We start from the raw sequence: 17,819 nt of genomic DNA, 5'->3' as shown, positions 1-17,819 counted from the left end.
CCGGCCCTCGTCGCGACGTGGGAGGTGATATCAGTGCCAGACGCCCGGAGCATCGACTCCGCCCCGGCCATTCGCGGCTGGTGCCCCACGGCATGGCGGCCGATGATGGCAGGCGATGGGCTGCTGGTCCGCGTGCGCGCGCCGCTCGGCCGACTGAAGGCTGCCCAGCTGATTGGCCTGTGCGACGCCGCCACGCACCATGGCAATGGCCTCATCGACCTCACCAACCGCGCCGCCCTTCAGTTGCGGGGTGTCAGCGATCAATCCCATATGCCGCTGCTCGAACAGTTGATCGCCCTCAGCCTCATCAACCCCGACCCTGCATGTGAGGCCCGCCGCAACATCATCCTCAACCCCGACTGGTCCCCGGGCGACGACAGCCACATTATCGCGAAGGCGCTCCTCGCCCGCATCGATGAGCTTCCCGATCTGCCCGCCAAAATGGGCATAGCCATCGACGCGGGCCCCGCGCCCGCCCTGTCGCGCACGCCCGCCGACTTCCGCATCGAACGCAGCGCCGGCACAACCCTGCTCCTGCGCGCGGACGGCCGCGATAAAGGCATCGCGACCACCACCGCCCAGGCGGTAGACGCCCTGATCGACCTGACCCGCTGGTTCGTCGCCACCGATGGAGCCGCGTCCGGCCGCATGGCCCGCCACCGCGCCACCCTGCCGCCGGGCCACGACATCGCGCCCGCTCCGCCGCGGCCCCTCATGCGGACGCTTGCCTGCGCGCCCGGCCCCTTTCACGGCATTCCCTTCGGCCAGATCCATGCCGACGCGCTCGCCGCGCTCGTCACGGATACGGGAGCGAGCGCGATCCGCCTCACCCCATGGCGCGGCCTGATCCTTGAAGGCAGCAGCGCCGCCCCCCGTCACGGCCCGGACGACCCGCTGCTTCGGGTAGATGCCTGCCCCGGCGCGCCGCTATGCCCGCAGGCGAGCGTCGCCACCCGCGACCTCGCCGCCCGGCTGGCGCCTCACGCCAAGGGCTCACTCCATGTATCGGGCTGCGCCAAGGGCTGCGCCCGCCCTGCCGCCTCAGACACCGTGCTGACCGGTCGGGAAGGCCGCTTCGACCTAGCCCGCAGCGCCCGCGCCGGATCGGCTCCCGACAGAGCCGCCCTCGATCCCGACCAGATATTCGCGCTTTTCGGAGCCTCCTGATGCCCCATCTCTACGAAACCGACGGCGCGGCGATCTACCGCCAGTCCTTCCGCACCATCCGGGCCGAAGCCGATCTGGCCCGCTTCTCACCCGAGGAGGAGCGCGTCGCCGTCCGCATGATTCACGCGGCGGGCCTCATCGCCCTCGCTCCGCACATCCGCTTCTCCCCGACCTTCGCGCAGGCCGCCATCGCAGCGCTGGAGGCGGGCGCCCCCATCCTCTGCGACGCGCGCATGGTGTCGGAGGGGATCACGGTCAAGCGCCTCCCCGCCGCCAATCCGATCCTCTGCACCCTGAACGACCCGCAGGTCCCCGCCCTCGCGCAAGCCATGTCCAACACCCGCTCCGCCGCCGCGCTCGAGCTCTGGCGCCCGCACCTCGCCGGCGCGCTGGTCGCCATCGGCAACGCGCCGACCGCCCTCTTCCACCTGCTCAACATGCTGGAGGACCCCGCCTGCCCTCGCCCCGCTGCCATCATCGGCTGCCCCGTCGGCTTCGTCGGCGCGGCGGAATCGAAGGACGCGCTCTGGCAGGAGCAGCCCGTGCCCTGCTGCATCGTAGAGGGCAGGCTCGGCGGCAGCGCGATTACCGTCGCGGCCGTCAACGCGCTGGCGAGTGCGGCCGAATGAGCGGCACCATCCATGGCGTGGGCCTCGGCCCCGGCGCGCAGGACCTGATGAGCGTGCGCGCCGACCGCCTGATCCGCTCCGCCCGCCACATCGCCTATTTCCGCAAGGCCGGCCGCTCCGGCCAGGCGCGGGGCATCGTGGAAGGCATGCTCCGTCCCGACGCGATCGAATTTCCGATGGAATATCCGGTCACGACCGAAATCCCCTTCACCGACCCGCGCTATAATGAAGCGCTGTCCGCCTTCTACGCCGACTGCACCGCCCATCTCCACCGGCTCGCCGCCGCCGGCGAGGACGTCGTCGTCCTGTGCGAAGGCGACCCTTTTTTCTACGGCAGCTTCATGCACCTGCACAGCCGCCTCGCCGACCTCGCCCCCGTCCGCATCATCCCCGGCATTACCGGCATGTCCGGCGCCTGGACCGCCAGCGGCACGCCGATCAGCTGGGGCGACGACGTGCTCACCGTCCTGATGGCGACGCTCCCGGAACAGGAACTCACCCGCCGCATCCACGACACCAATGCGCTCGTCGTCATGAAGATCGGCCGCAACCTCGCGAAGCTGCGCCGGGCGGTCGAGGCCGCCGGCAAGCAGGACTGCGCCTGGCTCGTCGAATATGCGACCATGGACAAACAGCGCCTCACCCCGCTGATGGAGGCGGACAGCGTCACCGCCTATTTCTCGATCCTGCTGATCCACGGACAGGGCCGCCGGCCGTGAGCGGCTGGATCGCCGTCGCCGGCCTCGGCCCCGGCGCGCAGGCCCTCATCACGCCGGAAGTGTCGGAAGCGCTCGCGGCAGCGACCGACGTCATCGGCTACATCCCCTATGTCGCCCGCGTGGCCCAGCGCCCCGGCCTTACCCTCCACCCCAGCGACAACCGGGTGGAGCTGGACCGCGCCGCCCACGCCCTGACCCTCGCCGCGCAGGGGGCCAGGGTCGTCATCGTCTCCTCTGGCGATCCCGGCGTCTTCGCCATGGCCTCGGCCCTGTTCGAAGCGCTGGAGGCAGGCCCGCCCGAATGGCGCGCGCTCGACCTCCGCGTCTTCCCCGGCATCACCGCCATGCTCGCCGCCGCCGCCCGCGCGGGCGCGCCGCTCGGTCATGATTTCTGCGCCATCAACCTGTCGGATAATCTCAAGCCCTGGCCGCTGATCGAGCGCCGCCTGCGCCTCGCCGCTCAGGCCGATTTCGCCATGGCCTTCTACAACCCCCGCTCGAAGTCACGCGCGGAAGGTTTCGCCCGCACCCTCGACATCCTGCGCGAGGAATGCGGCCCCGACCGCCTGATCCTTTTCGCCCGCGCGGTGACCACGCCCGAGGAACAACTCGCCATCACAACCCTCGGTCAGGCGACGCCCGACATGGCCGACATGCGCACCATGGTGATCATCGGCTCGAGCCAGACCCGCCTCATCGACCGCCCCGGCCGGCCGATCCTCTACACGCCCCGGCACGCCGCATGACCGAGCCACTCCAGCACCGCCTCCACCTCATGCACGACCAAAGCGGCCGGCGCGGGCGGCCGGTCGATCATGATGACCGGCAGCCCCAGCGCCCGCGCCGCCGCGAGCTTCGCTGCCGCGCCGCTGCCACCCGCATTTTTCGCGACCACGACGTCGATCCGATGCTCGCGCATCAACCGCATGTCGCCTTCGACGGTGAACGGTCCGCGATCGATAATCAGATGGTTATCCGGCAGCGCCGGCGCCTCCTCCGGCCGATCGACGAAGCGCAGCAGATAATGGTGCTGCGGCTGCGCGGCGAAGGCATCGACATGCATTCGCCCCAGCGCCAGCATCACACGCCGCGCCTCGCCCGCCAACGCGGCTACCGCACCGGCAATGTCCGCCACTCGTGTCCAGCGATCCCCTTCGCCCGCGACCCAGGCCGGGCGGCTCAGCACCATATGCGCCACTCCGGCCTCGTGCGCCGCCTCCACCGCATGGGTGCTCATCTGCGCCGCAAAGGGATGGGTCGCGTCCACCAGATGCGTCACTTGCCGCTCCCTCAAATAAGCGACCAGCCCCGCCACCCCGCCAAAGCCGCCGATCCGCACCGGCACCGGCTGCGCCCTCGGCTTGTCGGTACGCCCGGCATAGCTCAGCACCGCGTCTGCGCCCCGCTCCGCCAGCGCGCGCGCCAGGGCGCTCGCCTCGGTCGTCCCGCCCAGGATAAGGATGTTGGACATGCCCGATACTCCTGACAGGCCGTGGCTGACGATCATCGGCATCGGCGAGGATGGCGCAGAAGGCCTCTCCGAAACCGCCCGCAACGCGTTGGAACAGGCCAGCTTCGTTACCGGAGCCGCCCGCCACCTCGCGCTGCTGCCCCCCCTTAAAGCGGCCCATAGCCCCTGGCCAGTCCCGTTCGACGAAGGCCTCCCGGCCCTGCTCGCCCGGCGCGGGGAGCCCAGCGTCATGCTCGCGTCCGGCGACCCCTTCTGGTTCGGCGCGGGCAGCAGCGTCACCCGCCACCTGAACCCCGCAGAGTGGATCGCCCACCCGACCCCCTCCACCTTCAGCCTCGCCGCGGCCCGTCTCGGCTGGCCGCTCCAGAGCGTCGAATGCCTCGGCCTCCACGCCGCCCCGCTCACCCACCTGCGCCCACATCTCGCCCCCGGCGCCCGCCTCCTCATCCTCCTGCGCGACGGCCCCGCCGTAGCGTCGCTCGCCAGCTATCTCAGCGACAACGGCTTCGCCCCCTCGACCCTGCACATCATGGAAGCGCTCGGCGGCACCCGCCAGCGCATCCGCACCCTCACGGCCAGCGACCCTATCCCCGACGACATAGCCCATCCCGTCGCCGTCGGCCTCGTCGTCGCGGGGGAAGGCCGCACCCTGCCCCGCGCCAGCGGCATCGCCGACGACTGGTTCGACCATGACGGCCAGATCACCAAGCGTCCCGCCCGCGCCCTCACCCTCTCCGCGCTTGCCCCCCGCCCCAATGAAACGCTGTGGGACATCGGCGCCGGCTCCGGCTCGATCGCGATCGAATGGCTGCTCAGCCACCCCTCGACCCAGGCCCTCGCCTTCGAAGCCGACCCCGCCCGTGCTGCCCGCGCCCGCGCCAACGCCGCCCGCCTCGGCGTCGACCGTCTGACCGTTATCGAAGGCCGCGTTCCCGATATTCTCTCCGGCCGCGTCCGGCCCGAAGCCATTTTCATCGGTGGCGGGCTCAGCGAAGCGCTGCTCGAAACGCTCTGCGCCCTCCCCGGCGGCCCCACCCGCCTCGTCGCCAACGCCGTCACCCTCGAATCCGAAGCACTGCTCGCCCAATGGCACGCCCGCAAGGGTGGCGACCTGCTCCGCATCGAACTGGCCGAAGCCACCCCGCTCGGCACCCGTCGCGGCTGGCGCGCATCCTATCCGCTCGTCCAATGGAGCGTCACCCTGTGATCGTTGCCGGCTTCGGCTGCCGCGCGGGCGCGACCCCCGCCTCGCTCCACGCCGCGCTCAGCGCCGCCACCCAGGGCCAGCCGATGCCCGACGCCCTCGCCACCTTGCGCGCCAAGGCGCCTCAACTCGCCCCGCTCGCGCAATCGCTCGCCCTCGCGCTTATCCTGCTCGACGGGCAGGCGCTGGAGCAACAGACCACCCTCACCCATTCCCCCGCCAGCCTCGCCGCCCACGACACGGGCAGCGTCGCGGAAGCCGCCGCCCTCGCCGCCGCAGGTCCCGGCGCCCGCCTGCTTGCGCCCCGCCATATCTCGCCCGATCGCCTCGCCACCTGCGCCCTTGCCGAAGGAAGACCCGCATGACCGTCCATTTCATCGGCGCAGGCCCCGGCGCGCCCGACCTCCTCACCCTGCGCGGCCGCGATCTCATCGCTGCCAGCCCCGTCTGCCTCTATGCCGGCTCACTGGTTCCCGCCGCGATCCTCGATCATTGCCCGCCCGGCGCGACCATCGTGAACACCGCGCCGCTGACGCTGGACGAGATCATCGCCACGATCAGCGAAGCCCACGTCGCCGGCCACGATATCGCCCGTCTCCACAGCGGCGATGTCTCGGTCTGGTCTGCGATGGGCGAGCAGCTCCGCCGGCTGAAGGCGCTCGACATCCCCTTCAGCATCACCCCCGGCGTTCCCTCCTTCGCCGCCGCCGCCGCCGCGCTCGGCACCGAACTGACGCTGCCCGAACTCGGCCAGTCGCTCGTCCTCACGCGCACCCCGGGCCGCGCCAGCGCCATGCCGCCACGCGAAAGCCTGACCGCCTTCGGCGCGACAGGCGCGACCCTCGCCATCCACCTGTCGATCCATAATCTGGCGAGCGTGGTGGCTGACCTCAGCCCGCTTTACGGTCCCGACTGCCCGGTCGCGATCGTCTGGCGCGCGAGCTGGCCCGACCAGCGGGTCGTCCGCGCCACCCTCGCGACGGTAGAGCAAGCCGCCGTCGGCGGCCCGGAACGCACCGCGCTGATCCTCGTCGGCCCGGTGCTCGGCGAAGCGGACTTTGCCGAAAGCAGCCTCTACGCGCCGGGCTATGACCGCCGCTTTCGCCCCTCGTCGGCCGACTCGCAATTCATTGGCAGAGAATGACGCCCGGCCTTCTCATCGCCGCCCCGCGCTCGGGCTCCGGCAAGACGACGGTGACGCTCGGCCTGCTGCGCGCGCTTACCAATGCCGGCATGACGGTCCAGCCGTTCAAGAGCGGCCCCGACTATATCGACCCCGCCTTTCAGTCTGCCGCTGCTCGCCGCCCCTCCTTCAATCTCGACAGCTGGGGCATGGCGCCCGACCGCCTCGCCGCCCTCGCCGCTGAGGCGGAGAACGCCGACATCGCGCTGGCGGAGGGAGTCATGGGCCTGTTCGACGGCGCCGCGACCCCCGGGGAAGCAGGCAACGGCTCCAGCGCCGACATCGCCGCCGCGCTCGGCTGGCCCGTGCTGCTCGTCATGGACGTGTCGGGGCAGAGCCAGTCCGCCGCCGCCATCGCGCAGGGCTTCCGCAGCCTGCGCCCGGACGTCCAGATCGCAGGCGTCATCCTCAACCGCGTGGCAAGCGAGCGCCACCGCGACCTCATCTCCGGCGCGATGGCGGCGGCGGGCATCCCGGTCCTCGGCGCCATCCCGCGCTCGGCCGATCTGACCTTGCCCGAACGCCATCTCGGCCTCGTTCAGGCCGCCGAGCAAGCCGATCTGGACGCGATGCTCGATCGCTTCGGCGCGATTATTTCCGCGCATGTGGATATAAACAGGATTTTGGAGGCCTCGCACCGTGCTCCTGCGAAGGCAGGAACCCAGCCCCGTCGCCTGAACGGGCCTCCTAACTGCGCAGGAGCCCTGGCCCCCTCGGAAAGAGGCGCGCTCCCCCCGCCCGGCCAGCGCATCGCGCTCGCATCCGACGCCGCCTTCACCTTCACCTACGCCCATCTCCTTGCCGACTGGCGTGCGGCGGGCGCGGAAGTCCTCCCTTTCTCACCGCTCGCCGACGAAGCACCCGATCCGGGCGCGGATACCATCTGGCTACCCGGTGGCTATCCCGAACTCCACGCCGGCCGCATCGCTGGCTCCACCCGCTTCCACGCCGGACTGCGCTCCCATGCCCTCACCCGCCCCATCCATGGCGAGTGCGGCGGCTATATGGTGCTCGGCAGCGCCCTCATCGACGCGGATGGCCGCACCCATGAAATGGCCGGCCTGCTCGGCCTGGTCACCAGCTTCGCCGACCGCCGCCTGCACCTTGGCTACCGCCGCGCCCGTCTGCTCGCCCCGATGCCCGGCTTCCCCGAAGGCGCGCTGCTCAACGGCCATGAATTCCACTATTCGACCATCATCGATCAGCCGGACAGCCCTCTCGCCACCGTCACCGATGCGGAGGGGCGCGCCGTCGCCGCCACCGGCTCCCGGCGCGGTCAGGTGACCGGCAGCTTCTTCCACCTCATTGCCGCCGCATCGGAAGTCACCTCATGATCCGTCTCTCCCTCATCGGCATCGGCACCGGCAATCCCGATCATCTGACGCTGGCCGCGATCCGCGCGATGAATGATGCCGACCTCATCCTGCTGCCGCGCAAGGGCGACGCGAAGTCGGACCTCATCGACCTGCGCCGCACCATCTGCGCGCAAGTCCTTGACCGGCCCGTCAGCATCGTCGAATTCGACATGCCGACGCGCGCCGACCAGCCCGCCTATGTCGATGCCGTGCTCGATTGGCACGACGCCATTGCGGGCCTCTGGATGGAGCAGATCAGGCAGCATCTCCCCGATGGCGGCACGCTGGCCCTTCTCGTCTGGGGCGATCCCTCTCTCTATGACAGCAGCCTGCGCATCGCCGCGCGCCTGCCCGGCCTCGACATCAGCGTCATTCCCGGCATCACCAGCATGCAGGCGCTTACCGCGGCTCATGCTATCTGCCTCAACGATCTGGCCGAACCGGTGCTGATCACCACCGGACGGCGGCTGCGCGAACAGGGCTGGCCCGCCTGCGCCTCCACCATCGTCGTCATGCTGGACGGCGGCTGCGCCTTCCAGACACTGAAACCGGAGGGGATCGATATATGGTGGGGCGCCTATCTCGGCATGCCGCATCAGGCGCTCTGCCACGGCCCGCTGTCTTCGACGGGCGCGCGGATCGTGGCGCAAAGAGCCATGCTCCGGGAAGAGCATGGCTGGATCATGGACATCTACCTGCTGCGCAGGCGGTCAGGCTGAGGCAGGGCGCTCGTCAGAGCGTATTGGGGCAAAGCTCCATCACCGGTCTGTTGACGGGGCGCAGTTCGCCCAGCGGATCGGACTCGGCCCGGCGGCGGAATTCCGCGGCCATCGCCTGATGCACCATGCGCGCGGTGGCGTCGTCGGTCGCCCGCGCCAGCTGCTCGTGCATTCTGGCCCGCTCAAGACACTCTTCTCGATTGAGAGCATTCGTCATGAATCGAACTCCTGCCTGTCGCGGGATCGATCGACGCAGATCCGCAGGCACCCTCAAGCGCCCTTGGTCAACGCCCTCTCTCCCGCGAAAACCGGCAGCAATCTACCCTTTTCGCATCGGATATGAAAATGGAATCTCGCAGGCGTCAGGTGCCCGCCCCTCGCTTCCCCCGCTTCAGCGCAGCCAGGCCAGTCGGGGTTGCGCGCTATGGCTTTTCAGCTCCCTGCGGCTCTCCGCATCCACCTCTTTCAGCAGCACCTCATAGCCCCACAGATTGGCCAGATTTTGCAGCACCATGACGGTATCATCGGGGTCCAGCTGCACCCCGTCCAGCACCGCATGCTCGACGATCAGCTTGCGGTCGCCCGCCAGATCGACGTCCACCACCTGGATGTCGGGCTCCTGCCGTCCGATATCATATTCCCGCGCCAGCGCCCGGCGGATGCGCCGATAGCCGCGCTCGTCATGGATCGCCTCCACCCGCAGCTCCGACTCGGCCGCCCGATCGACGATGTTGAACAGCCGCCAGTGGCGGATCATGTGCGGGCTCAGATATTGCGAGACGAAGCTTTCGTCGCGATAGTTCGCCCAGATATCCTTCAGCACCTCCACCGGATCGCCCGATCCCGCGATGTCGGGGAACCATTCCCGGTCCTCCTGCGTCGGCTTCAGGCACAGCCGCTCGATGTCCATCATCACGCCAAAGCCCAACGCATAGGGGTTGAAGCCGCCGAACTGCCCGGAATCATAGGTCGGCTGATAGACGACATTGGTGTGCGACTGCAGGAATTCCATGAAGGCGCCATCGGTGATCCACCCGCGCTCATGCAGCGTCGTCATGATCCGATAATGGGTATAGGTCGCCGCGCCCTCGTTCATCACCTTGGTCTGGCGCTGCGGGTAGAAATATTGCGCGATCAGCCGCACAATGCGCAGCACCTCTCGCTGCCAGCTTTCCAGCCGAGGCCCAGTCTTCTCCAGAAAATAGAGGATATTCTCCTGCGGCAGCCCCAGCGCCGCGCGCCGCGCCTCATTGGGCACCGCGTCCGCCTTCGCCCCAGTCGGCACGGTGCGCCACAGATCGTCATAGATGCGGTCGCGATAGGCCTGCCGCTCCGCCTCCCGCGCGGCCTCCGCCTTCAGGTCGCGCGGCCGCACCCGGGCATAGCGATGCACGCCCTGGTTCATCAGCGCATGCGCGGCGTCCAGCACCCGCTCCACCGCCAACTGCCCGTGCCGCTCCTCGCACTGCGCGATATAGCGCTTGGCGAACTCCAGATAGTCGAGGATGCCCTCCGCATCCGTCCACTGCTTGAAGACATAATTATTCTTGAAGAAATGATTATGACCGAATGCAGCGTGCGAAATGACCAAAGTCTGCATCGTTGCGCTATTTTCCTGCATCAGATAGTTGATGCAGGGATCGCTGTTGATCACCAGCTCATAGGCAAGGCCACGCAGCCCCTTGCGATACATCATTTCATTGGTCACGAACTGCTTGCCAAACGACCAATGCTTGTAGAAAAGCGGCATGCCGATGGACGAATAGGCGTCCAGCATCTGTTCCGCGCTGATGATCTCTATCTGGTTGGGATAGATATTGAGCTTCATTTCCTGAAGCGCGATCGGCTCGACCACTTCATAGATGCGGTTGACCAGCGAAAAGTCCCAGTCGCTCCCGGTGAACAGCGGCTCGGGCGCCAGAGCCACGCTCATGCCGTCCGCTCCGCCACGCCCTTGCGCTGGAACAACTCACGGAAGACGGGGTATATTTCCCGCCTATGATGCACCTTGCGCATCACGAAATTGCGGTTCGCCTCGCTCACCGGCGCATAGGCCTGCCACAGGCCCGACCGCGTACCCACCGCCTCGATGTCCGCGAATTCCTCGCGCCCGACCTCCAGATAGGCGACATATTGTGACATCGGCAGGATCTCATCGTTCATCAGGCTCACCACCTTGCCATTGTCCGACTGCATCGTGTCGCCATCGGACGCCTGCGCGACATAGATATTCCAGTCATCCGACGGATAACGGTCCTTCGCCACCTCCAGCAGCTTGTCGAGCGCGCTCGACACCAGCGTCCCGCCCGTCACCGTGCTGTAGAAGAAGGTCTGCTCATCGACCTCGGCCGCCCGGTCGGTATGGTGGATGAACACCACCTCGACATGTTCATAGCAGCGCGTCAGGAACAGATGCAGCAGCGCGAAGAAGCGCTTGGCCAGGTCCTTCATATGCTCGGTCATGGAGCCGGAGACGTCCATCAGGCAGAACATCACCGCCTGCGCCACGGGCTTTGGCACATTCTCGAAACGCCGGTAGCGCAGGTCCACCGGGTCGATATAGGCGATCAGGTTCCGCCGCCGAATGATGTGCGACCGCTCCTCGCGCAGCCGTTCCAGCCGCACCGCGTCGTCCGCTCCCGCAGGGTCGCGTGCCTCGATCGCGGCGATCTCCTCCTCGATCTCCCGCAGTTCGCGGCTGCTCGGCCGCCGCAGCGCGATCCGCCGCGACATCGCCTTCTGCATCGTGCGTGGCACCGAGAGGTTCGACGGGCTTCCCACCGTCGAATAGCCCGCCCGCCTGATGCCGTCGACCGCCCCGCCGATCAGCCGCCGCTTGGCTAGGTCGGGCAGCTCCAGATCGTCCAGGAACAGTCCCAGAAATTCCTCCCGGCTCAGTACGAACTGGAAATCGTCATTCCCCTCGCCCTGCCCGGCCTGGCTGCCCGATCCGCCGCCGCCGTTCGGCCGCTTGATCCGGTCGCCCTCCATATATTCCTTGTTGCCGGGAAAGACGCGCTCGCGATTGCCGCCCTGCCCGGCCTTGTGCAACGTCGGCTCGTGGATGGCGTCGCGCTGGATGGTGATCTGGCCTTCCTTGTCCAGATCCTTGATGCTCCGGTCCTTCAGGCTGTCGCGCACCGCCTGGCTGACATAAGCCCTCGCCCGCCGCAGGAAGCGCTGCCTGTTGACCAGGCTCTTGCCTCCCGGATTAAGCCGTCTGTCGACTATGTGCATGACAGCCAGATATACTCCTTCACAGGACGCGCGCCTCCATCAATACTGGCCTCGATGCGATCCGTCGGGTCGAGGCACCACCAGCCCTCCGTCACCCGGCCTGCTTCACCCGGATATACCATTCCACCAGCCGCCTCACCTGCCGCTCGGTATAGCCGCGCTCGATCATGCGCGACACGAACTCGTCATGCTTGGTCGCCGTCTCGCCATCCTTCTTCGACCCGAAGCTGATCACCGGCAACAGGTCCTCGACCTGGCTGAACATCCGCTTTTCGATCACCTCGCGAATTTTCTCATAAGACGTCCACGAAGGGTTCCGCCCGTCATTGCTCGCCCGCATGCGCAGCGCGAACTTCACGACCTCGTTGCGGAAATCCTTGGGATTGGCGATGCCGGCCGGCTTCTCCGTCTTCGACAATTCCTGGTTGATGACCTCGCGGTCCAGCAACTGCCCGGTATCCGGGTCCTTGAAGTCCAGATCCTCGATCCACGCGTCGGCATAGGCGACATAGCGGTCGAACAGATTCTGCCCATAATCATTATAGGATTCCAGATAGGCCTTCTGGATTTCATTGCCGATGAACTCGGCATAGCGCGGCCCAAGCTCGCCCTTGATGAACTCCAGATATTTGGCCTCGACCTCGGCGGGGAACTGCTCCTGCCGCACCATGCCTTCCAGCACATACATGAGGTGCACCGGGTCGGCCGCGATCTCGCTGCTGTCATGGTTGAAGGTCGCCGACAACGCCTTGAAGGCGAAGCGGGTCGATGTCCCAGCCATCCCCTCGTCGACGCCGGCGGCATCGCGATATTCCTGGATGCTTTTCGCGCGCGGATCGATCTCCCGCAGCATTTCGCCGTCATAGACGCGCATCTTGGAATAAAGATTGCTGTTCTCATGCTCGCGCAGCCGCGTCAGCACGGAGAAACGCGCCAGCATGTCCAATGTCCCTGGCGCACAAGGCGCTTTGCTGAGGTCGGATTCCCGCAGCAGCTTTTCATAGACTTGCCGTTCCTCTGTCGCCTGCAGAGAATACGGAACCTTGATAACATAGATACGGTCGATGAAAGCTTCGTTATTCTTGTTATTCTTGAAATTCGCCCATTCCGATTCATTGGAATGCGCCATGATGATCCCATTATAGGGGATCGCGCCGATATTCTCCGTGCCGATATAATTGCCTTCCTGCGTCGCGGTCAGCAACGGGTGGAGCATCTTGATCGGCGCCTTGAACATCTCGACGAATTCCAGCATCCCCTGGTTCGCCCGGTTGAGCCCGCCCGAATAGCTGTAGGCATCGGGATCATTCTGGCTCAGCATCTCCAGCTTGCGGATATCGACCTTGCCGACCAGCGAGCTGATGTCCTGATTATTCTCGTCGCCCGGCTCGGTCTTGGCGATCGCCACCTGCCGCATGCGCGATGGCATCATTCGCACGACCTTGAATTGCGAGATATCGCCCGCGAATTCGTCCAGCCGCTTGCGGCACCACGGGCTGATCATGCCGGTCAGCCGTCGCCGGGGTATCGCATAATTCTGCTCGATATAGTCGCCATGCGTCTCGGCATCGAACAGCGCCAGGGGGCTTTCGAAGATCGGGCTGATCTCATCTCCGGCCTTCAGCACATAGATGGGGTGCACCTCCATCAGCGCCTTCAGCCGCTCGGCCAGCGACGACTTGCCGCCGCCCACCGGCCCCAGCAGGTAGAGGATCTGCTTGCGCTCCTCCAGCCCTTGGCTCGCATGCCGCAGGAAGCTGACGATATGCTCGATCGTCCCTTCCATGCCGTAGAAATTCGCGAAGCTCCGGTAGCGCCGGATCGTCCGGTTCATGAAGATCCGGCCCAGCCGCGCATCACGCGATGTATCGATGATCTCGGGCTCGCCGATCGCCGCCAGCAATCGCTCCGGCGCCGAGGCATGCATCAATGGATCACTGCGACATTCCAGCAGATAATCTTCAATGGACATTTCGGCCTGACGCCGGTCATCGAATTTCTGCGTGAAGCTGGAAAACAGCTCGTTCTTTGTCACTGGCGACTCCCGCTAAAGTAGCCGTGAAGTGCAATATAGACGCTCGCGGCCTGTAAAAACAGTGCAATACAACAAGGCTAGGTCAAAAATTTCAATTCTGTCCAAATATTCATCCGCACATTTCTGACGTAGAAACGCAGGATGCCTGTCCGGCGACGCAGAAGCATTCCGGTATTTGCGCGATCGGCACTTCATCGGCGGGCAGAGCTTGCCGCGCCGTCTTGCCGCTTCTTCCGTTCGGCGCGACGATCCCCCGCCGCGATGAGACATAGTGTCACCTCAAGCCCTCATAGGAAAGAGGGTAAAGAGATAATCTCCCATGAAGGCTGGAAGTTCCCTTCGACGGGGGAAAGGATCATGAAGGAGCTGCCGTCACGCGAGAGCGCGGTATCGAGGCTCCTTTTCCGTCACCCCGGCTCGATCCGGAGTGACGGACCCACTCGAAGACGATCATGCTCGGCGACCGGAGATGAAAAGGCACAAACGAATGATGGGTCCTGCCGTTCAACACACCAGCCCCCTCGTCATGCTGAACTTGGTTCAACATCCATCCCTCCTCACGCCCTCCTATCCCCGGAGGCGCGCAAACCAGCCCAATCCGCCGCCCCTTCAAGCCTTCATATCAACCGTCGCGATCAACCCGCCCCCCGCCGCGTTGCTCAGCCGCACCGACGCCTCGAAACTCAGCGCCAGCGACCGCGCGATGGTAAGGCCGATGCCCGTTCCCGGCCGTCCGCCCGGCTGCCCGGCGGCGCCGCGCGTGAACGGCTCGAACATCTGGTCCAGCTGTTCCGCCGCGATCCCCGGTCCCTGGTCGCGCACCGTGATCAGCACCCGGCCATTCGCCCTTGCGCAGCGAATATCCGCGCTGCCGCCATATTTGACGGCATTGCTGACGAGATTGCTGATGCAGCGCGTGAGCGCATTCACCTTGACCCGCACCGTTCCGCCGCAGCCGCTCAGGAACTGGACCGGCAGTCCCAGGTCCTGCGTATCGTCCGCCATGCTGGCGAGCAGCGAGTCGATGTCGATGACCGACCACTCCTCCTGTGACTCCGTGCTCGCGGCGAGGTCCAGCCCCTCGCGCACCAGCGTCAGCATCGCCTGATGATCCTGCAAAAGCCGGGCGCGCAGTTCCTCATTTTCGACCAGTTCAAGCCGCAGCCGCAGCCGGGTGAGCGGCGTCTGCAGGTCATGGCTGATCGCGGCGAGCAGCTGCGTGCGCTCGACGAAGCCAGCCCGCACCCGCCGCTGCATCAGGTTGAAGGTGGATAGCGCCGCGCGTACCTCTTCCGGCCCGGACTCAGGTATCTCCTCGGGATCGAGCGACACCGAAAAGGCTTCGGCCGCGACCGCCAGCCGCCGCAGCGGCTTGGCGACGAAGCGCGCGACGATGATCGCCAGGCCCGCTGAAGACAGCAGGATCAGCAGCAGGTACAGCGGATTGCCGACGATGCTGGGCGGCTTGTCCAGCCGCGGCAGGTAGATGGCGAGCGATCGGCGCGCGCCGCGTTGATCGCTGTAGCGAACGATCCAGCAGTCCGGATAGGGAGAGCCGGCGAGTCCCGCCGCCCGGCGCGACGGGTCGAACCGGTCGGTCGAGAGGCATAGCCCGAACGGAACCTGACCGGCCTCCGGATGGGATGTTTGCCCGAGCTTCTCCGCCAGCGCCTGGGCGAGCGCCGGGTCGGGCTCGGTCAGCGCCACGCCGGTCGGCGCCAGGGTCGCGCCCACGATCTGCCGTGCCGCCAGCATCCGCTCCGCCCGCCCCGGTTCATGGGCAAGCCGCTGGGCGATGTCGGCCGCGCTCGCCACGACGCGCTGCAGCCGATACCGCCGATAATCGACATGCCGGCTGTTCTCCGCCACCAGCAACGCCAGCATCGCGGCAATGCTCATGCCTACGGTCAGCAGCAGGAAAATCTGGCCGGCCAGCGACCGCAGGAAGCGGCGGCCCCGCGCCAGCGCCGCGCCGATCATTCGTATGTCACCGGACTCGCCAGCACATAGCCTTCGCCGCGCACGGTCAGGATCAATTCGTCTCCGCCTTCGCCATCCGCGAGCTTCTGCCGCAGGCGGCTGACCTGAAGGTCGATCGACCGGTCGAACGCCGCCGTTGCCCTTCGCTCAGGCACCAGTTCCTCGCGCGACAGCACCACGTTTGGCTCCTCGATGAAGCGCGACAGCAGCCGGAATTCGGCGGAGGAGAGCATGACCAGCCGATCGTCGCTGGCGATCAGGCGGCGCTGGAACAGGTCCAGCCGCCACGCGCCGAAGCACGCGATGCGGGCGCTCTTCTGCGCCGCGGCCTCATCGGCGCGCGACCGCCGCAGCAGGTTGCGTACCCGCACCAGCAGCTCGCGCGGCTCGAACGGCTTGGTCAGATAATCGTCCGCCCCCAGTTCAAGGCCGAGCACCCGGTCGATCGCGCTACCGCGCGCCGTCACCATGATGATCTGCACAGGCGCGCCCCTCGCCCGCAATTCCCGGCACAGCGACAGGCCGTCGCCGTCGGGCAGGTTGAGGTCCAGCACGATCAGATCGACATGTCGTTGCGATATCGCAACATTCAGTTCGGCCAGGCTGCCCGCCTCCAGAACATCATAATGTTCCTGCGCCAGTTGCCCGGCGATCAGGCCGCGAATATCCGCATCATCATCGACGACGACGACACAGGGCTGATGGGACGGCGGCAGGTCGGGCATGCCTTCCCTTATCCGTCCTGCGCCCAAAAGTCTGCGCCCTCCGCCGCCCGATACATTCTGATACATTCCGCTACATGTTGAAAATAAGTCGCTCTAGCAACGGAGCCTCCGAAAGGCGAAGGAGGTGAAGTCGGCATTTCTTCCGTATCAATCCCTCTTGGATTCGCGCGAGGAAAAGGCCGACCTTCGCCCGGCGCGTCCCTCCCCTCCCCCTTGCGCCGGGCGAAGCGATATCTTCTAAAGCTTGGGACCGTTTCAGCACATGCCGCTCCGCCCTGTCCTCCTGTCTGCCGCCCCGCTCGCCGCCCTCTGCCTCGTCTCTGCCTGCGGCAAGGGCGAAGCACCCAGGAAGGGCCCGGTCGAGGTCGGCGTCGTCAGCCTGACCGCGCAGGATGTGACGGTGTCCACCGAACTGCCCGGCCGCACCGCATCCACCATGATGTCGGAAGTCCGGCCCCAGGTCGCGGGCGTCATCCAGAAGCGCCTCTTCACCGAAGGGTCCTTCGTCCGCGCCGGACAGCCGCTCTATCAGATCGATCCTTCGCTCTACCGCGCATCGCGGAATGAAGCCCAGGCCACCCTCGCCAGCGCGCAGGCCAATGCCGCCGCCGCTCAGGCCAAGGCCAATCGCTACCGCACCCTCGGCGAAAGCGAGGCGGTGAGTGCCCAGGATCGCGACGATGTGATCGCCGCCGCCCGGCAGGCGAGCGCCGCCGTCAACCAGGCCCGCGCCACGCTCCAGACGGCAGGCATCAACCTCAACTTCACCCAGGTCCGCGCCCCCATCAGCGGCCGGATCGGCCGGTCCATGTTCACGCCCGGTGCCTTGGTCACCGCCAGTCAGGCCGACCCGCTCGCCACGATTCAGCAGCTGGACCCGATCTTCGTGGATATCACTCAATCCAGCGCGCAATTGCTGGCACTGCGCCGCGCACTCGCCGCCGGCAAGGCGCTGCCCGCCAGCGCAGCGATCCGCCTGAAGCTGGACGATGGCTCCGACTATCCGCTGGAGGGCCGCATCGAGTTCGCTGAGCCGATCGTCGATCCGAACAGCGGCACCATCACGCTCCGCGCGCGATTCCCGAACCCCGACAGCCTTTTGCTGCCCGGCATGTTCGTCCGCGTCGTCGCGCCCCAGTCGGTGGTGCCCGGCGCCATTCTCGCGCCCCAGCAGGGGATCAACCGCGATCCCAAGGGCAATGCGACCGCGTTGGTTGTGAACAGGGCGAACAAGGTCGAACGCCGCACCGTCGCCGCCGCCCAGGCGATCGGCGACAAATGGCTGATCACGGCCGGACTTAAGGCAGGCGACAGGCTGATCGTGGAGGGCACGGACAAGGTGCAGCCCGCCGACGTGGTCAAGCCTGTGCTCATCAACCAGAACGCGAAATAAGG

General features: G+C 66.7%; 17 protein-coding genes. 10 read left to right on the top strand and 7 right to left on the bottom strand.

Features of this window, described 5'->3' with window-relative positions; translation table 11 throughout:
• Positions 1–102: 102 nt before the first annotated feature.
• From L858_RS0103035 to cobJ, 4 genes are read left to right on the top strand one after another with little or no spacing between them, the layout of a single operon-like run.
• On the top strand, positions 103–1,167 hold the full coding sequence (locus L858_RS0103035; protein ID WP_022681671.1) for a precorrin-3B synthase: 1,065 nt from the start codon (positions 103–105) through the stop codon (positions 1,165–1,167).
• Positions 1,167–1,796 (top strand): precorrin-8X methylmutase, encoded by a 630-nt coding sequence (locus tag L858_RS0103030; RefSeq protein WP_022681670.1) that lies wholly within the window; start codon positions 1,167–1,169, stop codon positions 1,794–1,796. The genes L858_RS0103035 and L858_RS0103030 overlap by 1 nt, the downstream gene beginning before the upstream one ends.
• Positions 1,793–2,515, top strand: coding sequence for a precorrin-2 C(20)-methyltransferase (cobI, locus tag L858_RS0103025; protein ID WP_022681669.1), 723 nt, complete (start codon positions 1,793–1,795; stop codon positions 2,513–2,515). Before L858_RS0103030 ends, cobI begins: the two co-directional genes overlap by 4 nt.
• Complete coding sequence (gene cobJ / locus L858_RS0103020) at positions 2,512–3,261, top strand: precorrin-3B C(17)-methyltransferase (protein WP_022681668.1); 750 nt, start codon at positions 2,512–2,514, stop codon at positions 3,259–3,261. Before cobI ends, cobJ begins: the two co-directional genes overlap by 4 nt.
• On the opposite strand, the gene L858_RS0103015 is transcribed toward cobJ, so the two are convergent.
• On the bottom strand, positions 3,237–3,986 hold the full coding sequence (locus L858_RS0103015) for a cobalt-precorrin-6A reductase (protein ID WP_022681667.1): 750 nt from the start codon (positions 3,984–3,986) through the stop codon (positions 3,237–3,239). The genes cobJ and L858_RS0103015 overlap by 25 nt on opposite strands.
• Between L858_RS0103015 and L858_RS0103010 the strand changes: the two genes are divergently transcribed.
• The 5 genes from L858_RS0103010 to cobF are packed head-to-tail and all read left to right on the top strand — an operon-like array spanning position 3,985 to position 8,447.
• Positions 3,985–5,193 carry a bifunctional cobalt-precorrin-7 (C(5))-methyltransferase/cobalt-precorrin-6B (C(15))-methyltransferase gene (locus tag L858_RS0103010; RefSeq protein ID WP_022681666.1) on the top strand — a complete coding sequence of 403 codons (1,209 nt, stop codon included), beginning with the start codon at positions 3,985–3,987 and terminating at the stop codon, positions 5,191–5,193. The genes L858_RS0103015 and L858_RS0103010 overlap by 2 nt on opposite strands.
• Complete coding sequence (locus L858_RS0103005) at positions 5,190–5,555, top strand: cobalamin biosynthesis protein (RefSeq protein WP_022681665.1); 366 nt, start codon at positions 5,190–5,192, stop codon at positions 5,553–5,555. Before L858_RS0103010 ends, L858_RS0103005 begins: the two co-directional genes overlap by 4 nt.
• Positions 5,552–6,334 carry a precorrin-4 C(11)-methyltransferase gene (gene cobM, locus L858_RS0103000; RefSeq protein WP_022681664.1) on the top strand — a complete coding sequence of 261 codons (783 nt, stop codon included), beginning with the start codon at positions 5,552–5,554 and terminating at the stop codon, positions 6,332–6,334. Before L858_RS0103005 ends, cobM begins: the two co-directional genes overlap by 4 nt.
• On the top strand, positions 6,331–7,707 hold the full coding sequence (locus L858_RS0102995; RefSeq protein WP_022681663.1) for a cobyrinic acid a,c-diamide synthase CobB: 1,377 nt from the start codon (positions 6,331–6,333) through the stop codon (positions 7,705–7,707). Before cobM ends, L858_RS0102995 begins: the two co-directional genes overlap by 4 nt.
• Positions 7,704–8,447 (top strand): precorrin-6A synthase (deacetylating), encoded by a 744-nt coding sequence (gene cobF, locus L858_RS0102990; RefSeq protein WP_022681662.1) that lies wholly within the window; start codon positions 7,704–7,706, stop codon positions 8,445–8,447. The genes L858_RS0102995 and cobF overlap by 4 nt, the downstream gene beginning before the upstream one ends.
• A gap of 13 nt (positions 8,448–8,460) precedes the next feature.
• Here the strand turns inward: cobF and L858_RS0102985 are convergent, their stop codons facing one another.
• From L858_RS0102985 to L858_RS0102960, 6 genes are all read right to left on the bottom strand, one after another.
• Positions 8,461–8,664: a hypothetical protein gene (locus tag L858_RS0102985; protein WP_022681661.1), complete on the bottom strand. Its 204-nt coding sequence runs from the start codon at positions 8,662–8,664 to the stop codon at positions 8,461–8,463.
• A 174-nt stretch (positions 8,665–8,838) separates the two neighbouring features.
• Positions 8,839–10,380, bottom strand: coding sequence for a SpoVR family protein (locus L858_RS0102980; RefSeq protein WP_022681660.1), 1,542 nt, complete (start codon positions 10,378–10,380; stop codon positions 8,839–8,841).
• Positions 10,377–11,684, bottom strand: a complete 1,308-nt coding sequence (locus L858_RS0102975) for a YeaH/YhbH family protein (protein WP_022681659.1) — start codon at positions 11,682–11,684, stop codon at positions 10,377–10,379. The genes L858_RS0102980 and L858_RS0102975 overlap by 4 nt, the downstream gene beginning before the upstream one ends.
• Positions 11,685–11,775: 91 nt before the next feature.
• On the bottom strand, positions 11,776–13,719 hold the full coding sequence (locus L858_RS0102970) for a PrkA family serine protein kinase (protein ID WP_022681658.1): 1,944 nt from the start codon (positions 13,717–13,719) through the stop codon (positions 11,776–11,778).
• 609 nt (positions 13,720–14,328) lie between these two features.
• Positions 14,329–15,699 carry a sensor histidine kinase gene (locus tag L858_RS0102965; protein ID WP_022681657.1) on the bottom strand — a complete coding sequence of 457 codons (1,371 nt, stop codon included), beginning with the start codon at positions 15,697–15,699 and terminating at the stop codon, positions 14,329–14,331.
• Positions 15,696–16,424, bottom strand: a complete 729-nt coding sequence (locus L858_RS0102960) for a response regulator transcription factor (RefSeq protein WP_022681656.1) — start codon at positions 16,422–16,424, stop codon at positions 15,696–15,698. The genes L858_RS0102965 and L858_RS0102960 overlap by 4 nt, the downstream gene beginning before the upstream one ends.
• A gap of 262 nt (positions 16,425–16,686) precedes the next feature.
• On the opposite strand from L858_RS0102960, the gene L858_RS0102955 reads away from it, so the two are divergent.
• Entirely contained in the window at positions 16,687–17,817 is a 1,131-nt protein-coding gene (locus L858_RS0102955) for an efflux RND transporter periplasmic adaptor subunit (RefSeq protein ID WP_022681655.1), read from the top strand.
• The last annotated feature ends 2 nt before the right edge of the window (positions 17,818–17,819 follow it).

The sequence above is a fragment of the Sphingobium bisphenolivorans genome, from assembly GCF_000412635.1.
Taxonomy (GTDB): Bacteria; Pseudomonadota; Alphaproteobacteria; order Sphingomonadales; family Sphingomonadaceae; genus Sphingobium; species Sphingobium bisphenolivorans.
This window is presented reverse-complemented; position numbering and strand designations above follow the sequence as displayed.